The following is a 15,198-nucleotide window of genomic DNA, read 5'->3' on the forward strand; positions in this document are numbered from 1 at the left end:
TAGGGTACCCTATCTAAATCCTCGAACCACGTGCACCGTGGTTCCAATATCCCTGAGAGTGCACGAGTTTGCGTGGGATTCCAGCGTCGGCGACGATGGAACGAAGCCGCGAAACCGCAGAGCTCTCCGCCGCGATCCAGGCGGCGAAAGCTTCGTCGGCGGCCCGTGCGGCACGAGCATCCGATGCGGCCCACGAGTGTGCGGCGGCAGAGAGAGCCTCGCCAGCAAGCCGGCCATCGCGCGCGAGGTACTGCACGCTCACGCCGCTCGGAACGCGCTCGATCGTGGGGCACGCCCCGACGTCGTCTGCTTCGACCACGATGCTGCCCAGGGCATCAGGGGAGAGGGATGCGACGATGCCGTTGAGAGCGGGAATCGCCGTTTCGTCGCCGAGCAGCAGTACGTTGGTGGGCGGCTCGGCCGGCCGCCATTGGATGCCGTGCCGCCGATCGTTCGCCCGCGCATCCGGCCCTGAGACAAGGATGCGGTCGCCGGCGACGGCGGAGGTCGCCCAGTTCGAGGCGGGCCCGGTCGGATGGTGGATGAAGAAGTCGATGTCGAGTTCGCACTCCTGCGGCCGTGCGCTGCCTGTTGTATAGGTGCGCGCGAGGTGGCGTTCGTCTGCGGGCATGCCGGCCAGGGCGGCCCGCCATTCGGTGACCGAGAGTCCGTCGACGTCGCCCGAGAACGGCCCCTGCCACGGTTGCCGTCGCGCCGCCGTGTGGGTCACATCGTGCGGAAGGATGAGTTTGAGCCGCTGGTCCAGGCCCCACGGAGCGAAGTGGCGAAGCGACGGCGATCCGAGCGTGACGCGCACGAACGTGCGTGTGATCCTGCGGGTGCGGATGACGCGGGTGTCGAAGAGGCGGTACGCGGGGATTCCGGGCACGATCGTCACCCGAGGGAGCCTAGCGGGGTCCGGCCCGCTAGGCTCACCCGCATGGTTTCCCCGTCTCTTCTGGTGAAGATCTGCGGCCTCCGCACCGAGGCTGCGATCGATGTGGCCGTCGCGGCGGGGGCGGATGCCGTCGGTTTCGTGATCGCCGAAGGCAGCCCTCGGTTCGTCGATGCTGAGACGGCTCGCCGACTTATCGACCACACCGCCGGGCGGGCGACCACCGTGCTCGTGACGAAGGGGCTCACCCCCGAAGCTGCGGCGTCCGCCGCGCACGGATGCGGCGTCGACGTACTGCAGGTGCATGGATTCGACCGGCCGCAGGTCGAGCGCACGCTCGAACTCTTTCCGCGCGTGTGGCGGGCCACGTCGCTCGCTGCTGCGACGGTCGCGTCCGACCTCGACTCCTGGGGCGAGGAGATTCTGCTGATCGACTCACCCCGCGCCGGGTCGGGCGAGCGCTGGGATCTGGGTGCATTGCAGGCGGGTCGGCCTACCGGCTCCTGGTTGTTGGCCGGTGGACTCGACCCGCAGAACGTGGCACAGGCCGTGAGCGAAGCGCGGCCGTCGGGAGTCGACGTGTCGAGCGGCGTCGAGTCGGCTCCGGGCATCAAGGACCACGCGCTCATCGAGCGGTTCGTGGCCAGTGCCCGGTCGGTCGCGTCGTCGTCGTCGTCGTCTCCACGCGAACGCCGCACGATCTGAACTGAGTCGGGACCATGGTCGACTTGTCGCGGGCGGCCGTTGTTAGTGTCAGACGGTGGACAGTAGAGCAGCGGCACCGTCGAAGGGCATCACCTTCGAGAGCGGATCCGAGCTGTCCCGTGCGATGGTCGACGAGGTCTCTCGCGCGTGGACGCTCCTTCCACGGATCAACGCGGTTGCGCCTGGAGACTTCGCCGCGATGCGTGAGGTTCTCGCTGAGCTCATCGGCGAGGAGCTCGAACCGACCGTGCGGGTGCTGCCCCCTTTCTATCCGGATGGCGGCCGCAATCTGCGGTTCGGTCGAAACGTCTTCGTGAACCACGGATGCACGGCGGTGGTCGTCGGTGGAATCGATATCGGTGACGACGTGATGATCGGCCCCAACGTGCAGCTCATCAGCGGAGGGCACTCCCTCGACCCCGACACCCGCCGGTCCGTGTGCACCTGCGCTCCGATCCGGATCGGCCGCGGCGTGTGGATCGGAGCCGGCGCGACGATCCTGCAAGGTGTGACCGTGGGAGACGACGCGGTCGTCGCGGCGGGTGCGGTGGTCACGAAGGATGTCGCACCCCGCACCCTCGTCGGCGGTGTGCCGGCACGCCTGATGCGTGAACTCTAAGCGGCAACACGCCACCCGACCCGAAAGGAAACCGACACGATGAGCGATCCGCAGGATGCTCTTCACGATCTAGCGGCAGCGGCCCGCCGATCTCCAGGAGCCAGACTCGTGACCATCTCGACCATCGATGTGGATCAGGACGAGATGACCCGGGTCTACTCGACCGATCCCGGGAGCTATCCGGTCGGAGACCGGGACAAGCCGCTTCGAGAGGGAGACGACGACCCCTGGTATGACCGCGTCGTCGTGCAGCAACGGCCCTGGGTGAGTCTCGACGTCGATGACCTTCGCGCGAATTTTGCAGACCATGAACTCATCGAGTCTCTCGGGTGCGGAGCGATCATCAATGTTCCCGTTGTGCACGAGGGTGCCACGATCGGCTCGATCAACCTGCTCGATGCCGCTGGCCGATACGACCAGTCTTCCGTGCACGCCGCAGTCGCGCTTGCCGCCCGCATCGTTCCGGTCTTGGCTGCGCTGTAGACGTCGTGGCGCCGTGACAAGCTGAGTGCCATGCCCAACCCGCGCTTCTCGCCCTCGGATGCCGAGCGCGTCGCATCCGACCCGGGGCTGCTTGTCGAGTTCGTCGAGCATTACACGGGTGTCCATGATCCGCTCGATGCACTGTGGTGGATGACGCACCCGAACGATCCCGCTCCCAGCGGACGCCACTCGCCGCTGAACGAACTCAAGCCCCTGGAAGCGGTCGTCTACGGCGTTCCATCACCGGCTACCGCGGCGGCCACAGAGCAGCTGCGCAGGCTGGTTCAGACAATCGAATCGGAGCGTGCGGCGACTCGCGCCGCCCTCGCCGCGAGCCTCGCCGCGGAATCGCGAGCCATCGCTCGGGGCGCCGAGCAGGCCGACTCGTCGCATCCGGAGCCGTCGCATCCGGAGCCTTCGCAGCGGGAGGCGGGCGTGCGGATCACGAGACGGCGCTTCTACCGAGCGACGGTGCTCACGTCGGTAGCGGTCATCGCTGCGCTGATCGGCGTGCTGGCAGGCGGTTTCGTGGGCAACCAGAGAGAGGCGCCGGCGGTCGACACGACGGGAGCCCTTGCGATCTTCGACGAGCCTCAGGTCGTCGCGGACGTTCCTCCCAACGCACTGAACCAACCGCAGTTCGACGTCCTCAGTTTCCGCGCACTCGTGGACTCCCCGCCGGTGTACGTGGCGCGGGCAGCCAGCGGACAGGACGTGTGCCTGGTTCTTGTTCAGCCCGAGGGCAAGATGGCTGCGAGCTGCGTCGACGCTGAGTCGTTTCCAGAGTCAGGGCTCACCATCAGAGGTTCCTACGAGAACCCGGGAACTGTGCAGGCAGACGATCCCGACACCGGAACGTTCTTGCTGGTCGACGTGACCTGGCTGCCCGACGGAAATTTTTACAGCAGATCCGGCTGACGGGCGCAACCGCGCGATTCGATCCGCCGCCCGCGGCGCGGGCATAATCGAGGTGTGGAGTTGGAACAGGTGTCGCCCTCTGACACCGGCTCGATTCGAGAGTTTCTGAGGGCTGCCGATCTGACTCTGGCAGGGCTGGATGCGCCGGGCGTGCACCTCTGGGTCGCGCGAGACGAGCGTGGCCGAATCGTCGGCAGCACGGGCTTCGAGCTCAGTGCGGATGGCCGACACGCGCTCATCCGGAGTGTCGCGGTGGACCCGCAGCAGCGTTCCGCGGGTTCCGGCTCCCGACTCGCGCGATTCGCGATGGATGCCGCGCGGCAGAGGGGCGTGGAGCGCGCGTGGTTGTTTTCACGCAGGTCAGGGCCGTTCTGGCAGAAGCTGGGCTTCACGGGTGCCGACCGAGGCGAACTGGCGTCAGCCCTCGCCGATACGCACCAGGTGCGACTCTTCGTCGAGACGGGGCAGCTGGACCGCGAGGTCGCGTGGTCATGCCTACTGACGAGTTGACGAGATGACGAACGGCGCACCCCGGGTTGTCCGGAGTGCGCCGCGTGCTGTCAGCGCGAGCGCTGAGGCTGACGTCGTTACTGCTGAATGAACGCCAGCAGGTCGGGGTTGATCACGTCGGCGTGCGTCGTGAGCATGCCGTGGGGGTAGCCCTCGTAGACCTTCAGGGTCGAGTTCTGAAGCAGCTCGTGCTGCTTCAGCGACGCGTCTTTGTAGGGCACGACCTGATCGTCGTCACCCTGGGTGACGAGAACGGGAACCGAGATCGCCTTCAGATCCTCGGTCTGGTCGGTCTCGGAGAAGGCCTTGATGCCCTCGTAGTGGGCGAGCGCGCTGCCCGTCATGCCCTGACGCCACCAGTTCGCGATCACCGGCTCCGACACCTTCGCGCCCTCGCGGTTGAAGCTGTAGAAGGGGCCGGATGCGACGGCCTGGTAGAACTCGGAACGGTTGGCTGCGAGGGCCTCGCGGAATCCGTCGAAGACCGCGATGGGCGTTCCCTCGGGGTTGGCGTCGGTCTGCACCATCAGCGGCGGAACGGACGAGACGAGCACGGCCTTCGCTACGCGGCCCTGCGGCTCGCCGTACTTCGCGACGTAGCGCGCGACCTGGCCGCCACCGGTCGAGTGTCCGATGTGGATGGCGTTCTTCAGGTTGAGGTGCTCGACGACGGCCGAGACATCGCTCGCGTAGTGGTCCATGTCGTGACCGGTGCCGATATCGGTCGATCGGCCGTGACCGCGGCGGTCGCTCGCGATGACGCGGTAGCCCTTCGAGTGGAAGAACAGCATCTGGGCATCCCAGTCATCGCTCGACAGGGGCCAGCCGTGGTGGAACACGATGGGCTGGGCGTCCTTCGATCCCCAGTCTTTGTAGTAGATCTCGGTGCCGTCTTCTACGGTCACAAACGCCATGATTGACCTCCATTTTCGTGTCGAACCAAGTCGTGCTCGGGACGACTGCGTGTGGGAATTGCGCTCGTCGATGAGGTGAGGAGCGTCTTCACAGTAGCCCCGCTGAACGGCGCAATCGAGGGAAAATGCGAGGGTTGCGACATCTGTCCAGTGAGCCTCCGATCATCCGTCGCAATCAGTGAGTTCGCTCGGGCTCCAACTGCATACAGACCAGCCGCGGTCTCTCCTCCCACGACGCCACCGTCTCGAAACCGCGCGCGCGATACAGCCGGATGGCGTCGTCGCGCCAATCCCACACTGTCAGGCGCACCGGCAGATCCCTGAGGTCCGTCGCCGCGTCGAGCAACGCCGAGCCGACCCGCTGGCCGCGGGCGCGGGGGGCGACCCAGAGCCTCTTGATCTCTCGCGTCGTGCTGTTCGTCTGCACCACGACCATGCCGACGATCTCTCCGTCTGACTCGGCCACATGAACGACCGAGTCCTCATACGCTGTCGCCGGCTCGTCGATCTCGGACCGGTATCGCGCGGGGAGAGCGGCGTCGAGCGAAGCACCACCGATTTGCGCAGCCTTCTCTCGCTCGGTCTGCCTCAGGTACGCCTCGACGAGCTGACTCACTCGTTCGCCGTCCGGTCCTGACAGATCCGCCCGACGCACGGACAGGTGCAACGCGCCCGGGGCGCCATCGAGTGGTGTCATCAGACCAGTATTGCGAGCGGTGCGCTACGGCGGCACTTGCAACTATCTTGCATCGCACGTATCGTGTGATGCATGGTAGCGGATGTCGGAACCCAGCTGCGCAAGGGCGTGGTCGAGTTCTGCGTGCTCGGGCTGCTCTCGCGGCAGGCCATGTACGGCTGGGAACTCTCGGAGCAGCTCGTCTCGAGCGGCCTGATCGCGAGCATCGGAACTCTCTATCCCATGCTCGCCCGTCTGCGCAGTCAGGGGCTCGTCACGGCTTACGACGAGGCATCGGTCTCCGGTCCGGTGCGCAAGTACTACAGACTCACGGCTCTGGGCGAGGCGCAGCTCGAATCGTTCCGGCTGCAGTGGGCGCCCTTCGCCGCCACCGTTGATCAGCTCGTCGGAAAGGACAGCGGCTCATGACCGAACAGACCTCGAACACCGTAAAGACCTATCTCGCCCGCCTCGATGCGGCGCTTGCAGGAGTCGACCCCGATGTGCGCCTCGAGATCGTGTCGGGCATCCGCGAAGAACTCGCCGGGCTCGACGATGACGCAGCCGCCGCCCGCATCGCCGAGATGGACGACCCCGCGCTGATCGCAGCAGAGGCACGCGCCGAGATGCCTCCCGCTCCTGCGCCCCCGGTCGCAGAAGCTGCTCCGGGTCGGGCGTTCTCGATCGCCGCCGTGCTCGTGCTCATCATCGGCACGTTCGTCGTGCCGATCATCGGCCCGCTGGTCGGCCTCGTCTGGGTCAGCATGGCCAAGGCGTGGACGCGTCGCGAGAAGATCGTCGCATGGGTGCGGCCCTTCGCCGCCGGACTGATCGTGCTCGCGATCTCGTTCGTGGCGAGCCTGTTCGGGCAGAACCAGCCGACTCAGACCAATCAGCCCACGCTGGCCTTCGCCTTTGTGGCGCAGTGGCACTTCGTGTTCATCGTGATGTTCATCGTGCTGCCGATCGAGGGTATCGTGCTGCTGGTTCGGGCCAACAAGCGCGGGTGGCGCGCCCCTTCGCAGCCGTAGCAGGCTCTACGTCAGGAAGAACCGCGCCTCGGCGTGCGAAGCCCGCTGATTTGGCCGGTTCTTCCTGAAAACGAGCGTGCGCAGCTCAGTGCCCCCGCGCGATCCACTCGTCGAGATGCGGGGACTCCGCGCCGATCGTCGTGGAGCCACCGTGACCGGTGCGCACCTCGGTGTCGGCGGGCAGCGTGAGTAGCTTCGCGGTGATCGAGTCGATGATCGTGCCGAAGTCGCTGTACGAGCGGCCGGTCGCTCCAGGCCCTCCGGCGAACAGCGTGTCACCGCTGAAGACGGTGCCGAGTGACGGGGCGTAGAAGCAGACCGCTCCCGGGGAGTGCCCCGGCGTGTGCAGCACCTGAAGCTCGGTTCCCGCGACGCTGAGAACCTGGCCGTCGTTCAGGCCGGAACTCGGCGCGGAATCGGGGTAGACCGCGTCCCAGAGCATCCGATCGCCGTCGTTGAGCAGCACCGGCGCGCCGGTTGCAGCCTGCAGCGCCGCGACGGCATCGATGTGGTCGTTGTGGGCGTGCGTCAGCAGAATCGCGGTGAGGGTGCGGTCGCCGACGGCGGTCAGGATGGCGTCGGCATCGTGGGCGGCGTCGATCACGACGCACTCACGGTCGTCACCGACGATCCACACGTTGTTGTCGACATCCCACGTTCCGCCGTCGAGGCTGAACGTGCCGCTCGTGACCAGGTTCTCGATGCGGGCGGCCATTACAGAACCACCACCGAACGGAGCACGTCGCCGCTCGCCATGCTGGCGAACGCCTCTTCGATGTCGCGGATGCCGATGCGCTCGGTCACGAATTCGTCGAGGGGCAGTCGGCCCTGCAGAAACAGGTCTGTGAGCATCGGGAAGTCGCGTTCGGGTAGGCAGTCTCCGTACCAGCTCGACTTGAGCGAGCCTCCGCGACCGAACACGTCGAGCAGGGGGATCTCGAGCATCATGTCGGGGGTCGGAACGCCGACGAGAACGACGGTTCCGGCGAGGTCGCGGGCGTAGAACGCCTGACGCCACGTCTCGGGGCGGCCGACCGCGTCGATCACGACGTCGGCGCCGAAGGAGTTGGTGAGTTCTTGCACGGCTGCCACGACTCCCGCCTCGTCGAGCTCGCTCGAGTCGATCACGTGGGTCGCGCCAAGTGCGGCAGCCTTGGTGAGCTTCTTGGCGTCGCGATCGATGGCGATGATCGTGCTCGCGCCGGCCAGCTGCGAACCGACGATGGCTGCGGTGCCCACGCCGCCGCATCCGATGACCGCGACGGAGTCGCCGCGCGTGACGTTGCCGGTGTTCATCGCGGCTCCCAGGCCGGCCATGATGCCGCAGCCGAGCAGGCCCACGGCGGCGGGATCGGCATCCGGATTGACCTTCGTGCACTGCTTGGCGTGCACGAGCGTCTTCTCGGCGAACGCGCCGATGCCGAGCGCGGGGCTCAGCTCGGTGCCATCTTCGAGAGTCATCTTCTGGGTGGCGTTGAAGGTGTTGAAGCAGTACCAGGGCTCGGCACGAACGCAGGCGCGGCACTCGCCGCAGACGGCGCGCCAGTTGAGCACCACGAAGTCGCCGACTCTCACATTGCTGACGCCCTCACCGATCGCGCTGACGCGGCCGGCTGCCTCGTGGCCGAGGAGGAAGGGGAAGTCGTCGCTGATTCCGCCCTCGCGGTAGTGGTAGTCGGTGTGACAGACGCCGCAGGTCTCGACGTCGACGACGGCCTCGCCTGGCCCCGGATCCGGGATGACGATGGTGGTCAGCTCGACAGGAGCGCCTTTCGAGCGGGCGATGACGCCGGTCACGGTAGTGGGCATCGAAGGACTCCTTTGTGCGGGGGCAAGGCCGTTTCAGCGTACCCGTCATCAGGGCACAGAAAAGGGGCAGCAGCGACCGAACGGTCGCGGCTGCCCCCTTCTTATGGTGCTAGTTGGTGCGGGTGGCGCCGATGCGACGTGCGATGAGCATCATGCCGCCAGCAGCGATGAGCAGCGCGAGGCCACCTCCGAGCAGCGGCATCACGGGCGCACCCGTGTTGGCGAGAGCCGCGGGAGTGCCCGGGGTTGCCGCCGGTGCCGTTGCTGCGGCGATCGTGATGGTCGAGGTCGCAGCAGTTCCGGTGACGCCGTTGATCGCCTGCGTAGCGGTGATGGTCACCGATCCGGCAGCGAGCTGTCCGACGAGGGGCAGAACCCATTCGCCGTCGGCAACGGTGGTGGTGCCGGCCGAGACGCCGTTGACCAGCACGGTGACGATCGCACCGTTGATGCCGGTGCCGTTGACCTGGGTGGGGCCGTTGCCTTCGGCATAGACCACGCCAGCGGCGGGGGTGCTGATGACGGGGGCTACGGGGCCGACCTGGAACGCGACGGTGGTGCCGGTCGACGCGGCCTGAGCCTGGAACTCGCGAGCGGCCGTGGGGTTCACGTCAGCCGTGTCCTGGGTCGCGGTGATGCTGTACGAGCCATACGACAGATCGGCGGGAACCGACCAGTTTCCAGCGCCGTCGACCGTGGCGGTTCCGGTCACGTCACCGGTGAGGGTGACGGTCGCGCCGGCCTTGCCGGTTCCGGTGACTGCCTTGAGCGAGGTCTCGATCAGCTGGCCGTTGACCGGTGCAGTGAAGACCGGCGGGGCGAGAACCACGGCGATGTCGAACGTGGTGGCGGCGGAGGTGTCGAAGCCCTTCTTCGCGACGATGGAGTAGCTGTAGTTGCCCTCCGTGCCGGGTGCGGCAAACGACCAGGCGCCGTTGGCGTCGATCGCGACGTCGAACGGGGTGCCGTTCTCTGGAGTCACCGTGAGGGTGGCGCCCGCAGGACCGGTTCCCGAGACGGGAGCGTCCGTGAAGTACGGGGTGCTCTGCGCGGTAACGACGGGAGCGTCGAGGAAGAGGGCGACGGTGTAGCCGCCGGTCAGGGCGAGACCGTTCTGGATGTTCGCGCCCCACATGACCGACTGGCCCTGCACGGTGGTGCCACCGGAGACGACGCCGACGGCGCGGTCACCCTGGATGATCGAACCACCCGAGTCGCCCTGGCTGGAGGTGAGGACCGACAGGAATCCGGATACCTGACGGCCGTCGACGTTGGCCCATCCGACCGACTCGACGTTTCCGGAGGTGAAACCGGTCGTACGACCGCTCTTGCTCACAGGCGCGCCGACCTCGGCAGCACCCACGGAACGAACCGGAAGGGTGGAGCCGGAGAGGTCCTCGGTGGCCGATGTCGTCCAATCGGTGACCTCGGGGAGGGTCGTCAGTGCCGGGTTGGCTACATCGATGACCGAGATGTCGACGCTGTCTGCTGCGCCATCTGCGCCGGGGGTGTTGCCGGGGCCGCCGTACTGGGAGAAGGCGAGCGTTCCGAGCGCCTGCGTGACCGTCACGGTGCTGTCGTTGCCGCCGCCCGCGGCGTCTCCTGTCGGGAGGGTCAGGCCGCTGATCACTGCGGTGCCGTCTTCGGTGCAGTGTCCGGCCGAGATGACGGCAGGATCGCCTGCGGGCGACCACGCTGAGAAGCCGATCGAGCAGAGGCTGGCCGAGGTTGCGTTGGGGTCAGTGAGACCTGCGTAGCCGGCTCCGCCGACGACGTCGTTGGTGGAATACGAGGAGATCGGCTCATCCATGACCTTGACGACCACGTTGCTGCTGTCTTCTGCGACGGAGCGAGCGCCGGCACCGATGTCGTCGGTGGGCTCGGTCGTGTAGATGACGACGTTGCCGTCGGCGTCCGTCGCGACGGCCTGAACGGCATCCTCAGTCAGCAGCGACTGCGCGAGCGTGTCGAACTGGGCGCCCGACGTAGGAGCGACATCGTCGCCCTCGGTGGCGAACGCGGCTGTGCCGAACGTTCCGCTGAGGCCCGTCAGCGCGAGCGAGCAGACTGCGACATATGCAGCCCTCTTTTTCCAAGTGGACAAGTGTTACCCCTAGTTCCGTATGTGATGAGAGCCGAGGGCATAGATCTAGTTCTGGCTGCGCGTGCCGCCGAGATACCCCCGCCCCTGAGAGCGTAATTAAAAACTCGCGGCAAAAGCAAAGAATATTCAGAGGTTAACCACAGCTGCTTGATCGAGGCGGCATCGACTGATCAGATTGCGTCATGCGTACATCACCGATTCTGGCCTTGGCCCTCGCTGGCGGAGCCGTGCTCGGCCTCGCGGGATGCGCGAGCTCGAGTTCATCCGACCCTGCCGCTGTCGATCCCGAGGGAACCTGGCAGGCCGCAGATCCGGATGCGGCGTGGCTCACAATCGATGCCGCCGGAAAACTCGAGGGCGATGACGGCTGCAATCACTTCACCGGCACCGCGACCGTCGTCGATGACGAGGTTCGCTTCACACTCGATCTGTCGACTCTCAAAGCATGCCTGGGAGTCACCACCTCGTTCCAGGGGATGTCCTCGGCGGTCATCGAGGGCGAGACGATGACGACGCGAGACTACAAAGGCAATGAGATCGTTCAGCTGCACCGCTGACGCGACCTCAGCGCAGCATGAGGTCTGCGGTGCGCAGCGACAGCGCCTGCTGTACCAGACACGGATTCGCGCTGAGCGAGCTCGCGAACGTCGAGTTGTCCGAGATCCACATATTGGGGATGTCGTGGCTGCGCCCCTCGGAATCGACCACACCCGACGACGGGTCGACACTCATGCGGCACGTGCCGAGGGTGTGTGCGGTGCGAGCGAGCACGCGGGTCTCGAGAGCCCCGGCTGCCTCGAGGATGCGCGTCATCGTGACGGTGGCGTGCTCTTCGATGGCTGTCTCGTTCGAACCCGCCGTGAAGGAGACGACAGCGCGCGGCACGCCCCACTCGTCGAGTTCGTCTGACAGCACGAGCCGGTTCTCGTCGGACGGCAGGCACTCGCCGTTGATGCCGATCCCCGCGGAGTACCGCCAGGCATCCAGAGCGTTCATGAGTTCGTCGCCCCACAGACCGGCGCCGCGCACGAGGCTCGTGGCGTAGTTGAGCGGCATCACGCCCAGGCTCTGCAGGAGGTAGCCGCCCACGAAGTCGACGCCGTCGGGGCGCACGAAGTCTTCGCTGATGAGCGACGACGGGTAGCCGCGGTAGCCGCGGATCTGTTCGTCGAAGCGGCCCCACACCTGTACGCCTCCGTGGGCGAGGAAGTTGCGGCCGACCTGGCCGCTCGAGTTAGCGAGGCCGGTGTTCAGTAGCAGGCGGGGCGTCTCGATGCCCCCGCCCGCCAGCACGAGGTTCGCGCAGCGCTGGCGGACGTCCTGTCCGTCGCGCCGATAGACGACGGCCTCGACGCGACCCTGCGCATCGACTTCGATCTCGTGCACCATCGAGTCGGCGCGGATCTCGGCTCCATCGGCGACGGCCGCAGGCAGGTACGTGTTCGCGGTCGTGGCCTTGGTTCCGTAGCGTTCGCCCTGGTGGATGCTGCCCAGGTTCTGGCTCGACCGGCGGTTTCCGAAGTGCGGCTGGTCGCGGTCTCGGCTCAGGATGGCCGCCGGCGCATCCGTGGCCCGGATGCCGAGCTGTGCGCATCCGGCGGTCATCATGTCGGCCGCAGCGTTGCGGTCGACGGGCGGCTCGAGGTATTCGCGCTCTGGATCCCAGGGGTAGGGAGTCGGTCCGGAGACGCCGATGGTGCGCTCGACCTCGACGACATAGCGGGTGAGCTCGGCGTGGTCGATCGGCCAGTCCTGCCCCTCGCCGGTCTCCGTGCGCAGGCGGAGGTCTCGTGCGTCTGGGCGAGGAGTGAAGGCGCCCCAGTGCAGGGTGCCGCCGCCCACACCGAAGCCGCTGTTGTTCGAGCCGAACGCGGTGGGGTCGTCGCCACCCGAGAGTCGCTCCGACATCCAATTGATGCGCGGGGCCTCGATCTCGTCGTTGGTGAACCCATCGGCGTTGGTGTTCGGTCCGGCCTCGAGAGCTACGACCTTCAGGCCCCGTTCGGCGAGGCGGGCGAGCAGCGGGCCACCGCCCGCGCCCGTGCCGACCACGACCACGTCGACGATCTCCTCGGTGTCGTACGTGCGCATGCGACTCAGATCCACGCGGGGTTCTCCTCGACGGTTCGGGCGTTGTTCAGGGCGGGGTGGTCGTGGTGCTCGTCGTCTCGTTCGTCGACATCGTCGTCATCGGATGCGACGCTCCCGAGCTCGGCCGGCTCCCACGGGTCGCGCTCGCCGGCGGCGACGGTGACGTAGCCGGCGGGGCCGCTCGCCGGCCCGCTGGTAGCGAAGCCGTCGTAGCCGACGCGGGCCATCGACGCCGGATGCGACAGCCACACCCGGGTCAAGTCGGTGCGTACGTCGTCGAGCCAGTGCTGGCGCATGGTGCCGTTCCAGGCGGAGTTGCCGCCAGCTTCGAACTCGTTCAGCTCGCCGGAGATGATGCCGTCGATGAGAGCGTCTTGTTCTGCGCGGTCGTCGTCGGGCCAGAGCGATGCCAGGTCGTCGAGCCCAAGCCGATACGCCGACACGTCTGCGGGCTGGCCCGTGTTGCGCCACCCGTCGCTGCGGCCGATCGCGAGGTCGTCGTCGACCCGCGCGGCGAGGTCGATGCGAGGCGACTCGGGCTGCGGAACCAGCCGGTCGGCCACTGTGCGCAGCATCTCGAGCTGCTCGGCAGACAGCGCTCGGGGCGTGTAGTCCGGGTCGTCGGCGATCGCTCGACGCGCAAGAAAGCCGCGAGCCTCGGGAGCCGTGCGCTCGGAGGCGACGAGCCGACCCCACTCGGGCGTGAGTTGCGGGGTCACCGACACCGTCGCATCCCACAGCCGAACTATCTCGGCGGCGACCTCGTTCGGCCGCTCGTAGGGCAGCAGATGCCCGGTGGATGCGAGCGAGACGAAGCGGGCCTGCGGGTACACGCCGTCGAGCAGGCGGGGTTGGGCGGATGCGCCGAGGTCGTCGTCGTCTTCGCCGGCGAGCACGACGACGGGCAGGTCGATCGGGCCGACGTCGTTCGACACGTCTTCGGTGCTGCCCTCGTCGAGCCAGCGGCGCCAGGCGAGCGGCGACATCAGTCGCACCTGGGCGATGGCCGCGCGCTCGTCGTCGTCGGCGAGGCTGGTCGCAACGTTCTGGGCGACGAACTCCACGGCGTGATCCTCGGAGATCAGGCCGTTCTCTGCCCAGGCGAGCATCTCGGCGCGTTTGTCATCGGACATGGGCTCGGGCGTGCGCGGTGACGGCGCGAGAAGCACCATGCCGGCCAGACCGAAGATGTTGGCGTCGCCACTCAGGATGCGGTCGGCGACGAGGGCCGCGACCTTGCCGCCCATGCTGTGGGCGGCCAGAAAGAAGGGGCCGCCGTCGGCCTCGGCCTCGATGACCTCTACCGCGCGATCGGCGAGGGCCGCGACCGAGCCGTTCGGCGCATCCGGAGACCCGCCGTGACCGGGCAGATCGATGCCCACGACCCGGAAGCGGTCGGCGGCGATGCTCTGGAGGGCGGCGTCGAGCGGCGTGGCCGCCACCGCGTCGAATCCGAGGCCGGGAAGGAAGAAGATCGTGCCGTCGTGAGCGGTCACGGGGTGACCATTGCTCCGTTGACGTTGAGCGTCTCGCCCGACACGTAGCTCGACTCGGGGGAGGCGAGGAACACGAAGGCGGGTGCGAGTTCGGCCGGCTGGCCGGCGCGCTGGTAAGTGCTCTCGTCGTCGAAGGCCGTCATCTGCTCGTCGGAGACGCCCTGCGACACCTGCAGTGCTGTCCACACCGGGCCCGGCGCCACGACGTTGACTCGGATGCCGCGCGGCGCCAGCTGCTGAGCCAGACCCTTCGAGAGGTTGTTGATCGCGGCCTTCGTCGAGGCGTAGTCGAGTCGATCGGGCGCAGGCTTGTAGGCCTCGAGCGACGCGGTGTTGATGATGGTCGCGCCCTCGGGCAGGTGGGGGAGGGCGGCTTTGCTGAGCCAGAAGTTGGCGAAAACGTTGGTGCGGAAGGTCTGCTCGAACTGCTCGTCGCTGAGGTCTTCGAGGCGGTCGACAGCGACCTGCTTGCCCGCGTTGTTGACGAGGATGTCGAGTCCGCCGAGCACGCTCACGGCCTCGGCGACGATGGCGCGGCAGGTGGCCGCCTCGGTGATGTCGGCCGCGATGGAGTGGCCCTTCCTGCCCGCCTCGTCGATCAGGCCCACGATGCGGTCGGCATCCTGCTGCTCTGCGGGCAGGTGCACGATGACCACGTCGGCGCCCTCGCGAGCGAAAGCGATCGCCACGGCGCCGCCGATGCCCGAGTCGCCTCCGGTGATGAGCGCCTTGCGGCCCGTGAGCCTGCCGGTGCCGCGGTAGGTCTTCTCGCCGAGATCGGGAACCGGAGTCATCTTCGCCTGCACTCCGGGTTCAGGCTGGTGCTGAACGGGAGGCTCGACCCGATCGTAGAGGGTGACCGGGTTGCCAAACGTGTACTGATCGCGTGCAGTCATAGGGATCAGGTTAGGCGGGTGGCCCGATTGGACGAGGGCATTGCACGCCAT

General features: G+C 67.2%; 17 protein-coding genes. 8 read left to right on the forward strand and 9 right to left on the reverse strand.

Features of this window, described 5'->3' with window-relative positions:
- Positions 1 to 13: 13 nt before the first annotated feature.
- A complete protein-coding gene (locus CCK87_RS15915; protein WP_170927324.1) occupies positions 14 to 898 on the reverse strand; it encodes a siderophore-interacting protein in 885 nt (294 codons plus the stop codon).
- A 42-nt stretch (positions 899 to 940) separates the two neighbouring features.
- Between CCK87_RS15915 and CCK87_RS15920 the strand changes: the two genes are divergently transcribed.
- From CCK87_RS15920 to CCK87_RS15940, 5 genes are read left to right on the forward strand one after another with little or no spacing between them, the layout of a single operon-like run.
- Entirely contained in the window at positions 941 to 1,600 is a 660-nt protein-coding gene (locus tag CCK87_RS15920; RefSeq protein ID WP_086462611.1) for a phosphoribosylanthranilate isomerase, read from the forward strand.
- A 55-nt stretch (positions 1,601 to 1,655) separates the two neighbouring features.
- On the forward strand, positions 1,656 to 2,219 hold the full coding sequence (locus tag CCK87_RS15925; protein WP_212638251.1) for a DapH/DapD/GlmU-related protein: 564 nt from the start codon (positions 1,656 to 1,658) through the stop codon (positions 2,217 to 2,219).
- Positions 2,220 to 2,258: 39 nt separating this feature from the next.
- Complete coding sequence (locus CCK87_RS15930; RefSeq protein WP_086462415.1) at positions 2,259 to 2,702, forward strand: GAF domain-containing protein; 444 nt, start codon at positions 2,259 to 2,261, stop codon at positions 2,700 to 2,702.
- 30 nt (positions 2,703 to 2,732) lie between these two features.
- Entirely contained in the window at positions 2,733 to 3,620 is an 888-nt protein-coding gene (locus tag CCK87_RS15935; RefSeq protein WP_086462416.1) for a hypothetical protein, read from the forward strand.
- A gap of 54 nt (positions 3,621 to 3,674) precedes the next feature.
- Positions 3,675 to 4,130: a GNAT family N-acetyltransferase gene (locus CCK87_RS15940; RefSeq protein ID WP_086462417.1), complete on the forward strand. Its 456-nt coding sequence runs from the start codon at positions 3,675 to 3,677 to the stop codon at positions 4,128 to 4,130.
- Between the two features lie 77 nt (positions 4,131 to 4,207).
- Here CCK87_RS15940 and CCK87_RS15945 read toward each other — a convergent pair whose 3' ends face one another.
- Complete coding sequence (locus CCK87_RS15945) at positions 4,208 to 5,044, reverse strand: alpha/beta hydrolase (RefSeq protein WP_086462418.1); 837 nt, start codon at positions 5,042 to 5,044, stop codon at positions 4,208 to 4,210.
- Between the two features lie 175 nt (positions 5,045 to 5,219).
- Positions 5,220 to 5,741, reverse strand: a complete 522-nt coding sequence (locus CCK87_RS15950; protein ID WP_086462419.1) for a GNAT family N-acetyltransferase — start codon at positions 5,739 to 5,741, stop codon at positions 5,220 to 5,222.
- Positions 5,742 to 5,813: 72 nt separating this feature from the next.
- On the opposite strand from CCK87_RS15950, the gene CCK87_RS15955 reads away from it, so the two are divergent.
- Complete coding sequence (locus tag CCK87_RS15955) at positions 5,814 to 6,149, forward strand: PadR family transcriptional regulator (RefSeq protein WP_086462420.1); 336 nt, start codon at positions 5,814 to 5,816, stop codon at positions 6,147 to 6,149.
- Entirely contained in the window at positions 6,146 to 6,751 is a 606-nt protein-coding gene (locus CCK87_RS15960) for a hypothetical protein (protein WP_086462421.1), read from the forward strand. Before CCK87_RS15955 ends, CCK87_RS15960 begins: the two co-directional genes overlap by 4 nt.
- Positions 6,752 to 6,836: 85 nt before the next feature.
- Here CCK87_RS15960 and CCK87_RS15965 read toward each other — a convergent pair whose 3' ends face one another.
- The 3 genes from CCK87_RS15965 to CCK87_RS15975 all read right to left on the reverse strand — a co-directional run bounded on the left by CCK87_RS15965 (position 6,837) and on the right by CCK87_RS15975 (position 10,664).
- Positions 6,837 to 7,466 (reverse strand): MBL fold metallo-hydrolase, encoded by a 630-nt coding sequence (locus CCK87_RS15965; protein ID WP_086462422.1) that lies wholly within the window; start codon positions 7,464 to 7,466, stop codon positions 6,837 to 6,839.
- Positions 7,466 to 8,560 carry an S-(hydroxymethyl)mycothiol dehydrogenase gene (locus CCK87_RS15970; RefSeq protein ID WP_086462423.1) on the reverse strand — a complete coding sequence of 365 codons (1,095 nt, stop codon included), beginning with the start codon at positions 8,558 to 8,560 and terminating at the stop codon, positions 7,466 to 7,468. Before CCK87_RS15970 ends, CCK87_RS15965 begins: the two co-directional genes overlap by 1 nt.
- 109 nt (positions 8,561 to 8,669) lie before the next feature.
- Positions 8,670 to 10,664 (reverse strand): S1 family peptidase, encoded by a 1,995-nt coding sequence (locus CCK87_RS15975; protein WP_086462424.1) that lies wholly within the window; start codon positions 10,662 to 10,664, stop codon positions 8,670 to 8,672.
- 182 nt (positions 10,665 to 10,846) lie between these two features.
- On the opposite strand from CCK87_RS15975, the gene CCK87_RS15980 reads away from it, so the two are divergent.
- Positions 10,847 to 11,221: an META domain-containing protein gene (locus tag CCK87_RS15980; RefSeq protein WP_086462425.1), complete on the forward strand. Its 375-nt coding sequence runs from the start codon at positions 10,847 to 10,849 to the stop codon at positions 11,219 to 11,221.
- 7 nt (positions 11,222 to 11,228) lie between these two features.
- Here CCK87_RS15980 and CCK87_RS15985 read toward each other — a convergent pair whose 3' ends face one another.
- From CCK87_RS15985 to CCK87_RS15995, 3 genes are read right to left on the reverse strand one after another with little or no spacing between them, the layout of a single operon-like run.
- On the reverse strand, positions 11,229 to 12,770 hold the full coding sequence (locus CCK87_RS15985; protein ID WP_249273947.1) for a GMC family oxidoreductase: 1,542 nt from the start codon (positions 12,768 to 12,770) through the stop codon (positions 11,229 to 11,231).
- A complete protein-coding gene (locus CCK87_RS15990; RefSeq protein ID WP_086462426.1) occupies positions 12,761 to 14,251 on the reverse strand; it encodes an alpha/beta hydrolase in 1,491 nt (496 codons plus the stop codon). Before CCK87_RS15990 ends, CCK87_RS15985 begins: the two co-directional genes overlap by 10 nt.
- Entirely contained in the window at positions 14,248 to 15,147 is a 900-nt protein-coding gene (locus CCK87_RS15995; protein ID WP_086462427.1) for an SDR family oxidoreductase, read from the reverse strand. Before CCK87_RS15995 ends, CCK87_RS15990 begins: the two co-directional genes overlap by 4 nt.
- Between the last annotated feature and the right edge of the window lie 51 nt (positions 15,148 to 15,198).

Source organism: Agreia sp. VKM Ac-1783 (assembly GCF_900177765.1).
GTDB lineage: Bacteria > Actinomycetota > Actinomycetes > Actinomycetales > Microbacteriaceae > Agreia.

Bases quoted from the DNA above. Each gene is read 5' to 3' on its own strand.
- CCK87_RS15920 (WP_086462611.1), top strand. From the start codon at position 941: ATGGTTTCCCCGTCTCTTCTGGTGAAGATCTGCGGCCTCCGCACCGAG.
- CCK87_RS15930 (WP_086462415.1), top strand. From the start codon at position 2,259: ATGAGCGATCCGCAGGATGCTCTTCACGATCTAGCGGCAGCGGCCCGC.
- CCK87_RS15935 (WP_086462416.1), top strand. From the start codon at position 2,733: ATGCCCAACCCGCGCTTCTCGCCCTCGGATGCCGAGCGCGTCGCATCC.
- CCK87_RS15945 (WP_086462418.1), bottom strand. From the start codon at position 5,044: ATGGCGTTTGTGACCGTAGAAGACGGCACCGAGATCTACTACAAAGAC.
- CCK87_RS15950 (WP_086462419.1), bottom strand. From the start codon at position 5,741: ATGACACCACTCGATGGCGCCCCGGGCGCGTTGCACCTGTCCGTGCGT.
- CCK87_RS15955 (WP_086462420.1), top strand. From the start codon at position 5,814: ATGGTAGCGGATGTCGGAACCCAGCTGCGCAAGGGCGTGGTCGAGTTC.
- CCK87_RS15960 (WP_086462421.1), top strand. From the start codon at position 6,146: ATGACCGAACAGACCTCGAACACCGTAAAGACCTATCTCGCCCGCCTC.
- CCK87_RS15965 (WP_086462422.1), bottom strand. From the start codon at position 7,466: ATGGCCGCCCGCATCGAGAACCTGGTCACGAGCGGCACGTTCAGCCTC.
- CCK87_RS15970 (WP_086462423.1), bottom strand. From the start codon at position 8,560: ATGCCCACTACCGTGACCGGCGTCATCGCCCGCTCGAAAGGCGCTCCT.
- CCK87_RS15980 (WP_086462425.1), top strand. From the start codon at position 10,847: ATGCGTACATCACCGATTCTGGCCTTGGCCCTCGCTGGCGGAGCCGTG.
- CCK87_RS15995 (WP_086462427.1), bottom strand. From the start codon at position 15,147: ATGACTGCACGCGATCAGTACACGTTTGGCAACCCGGTCACCCTCTAC.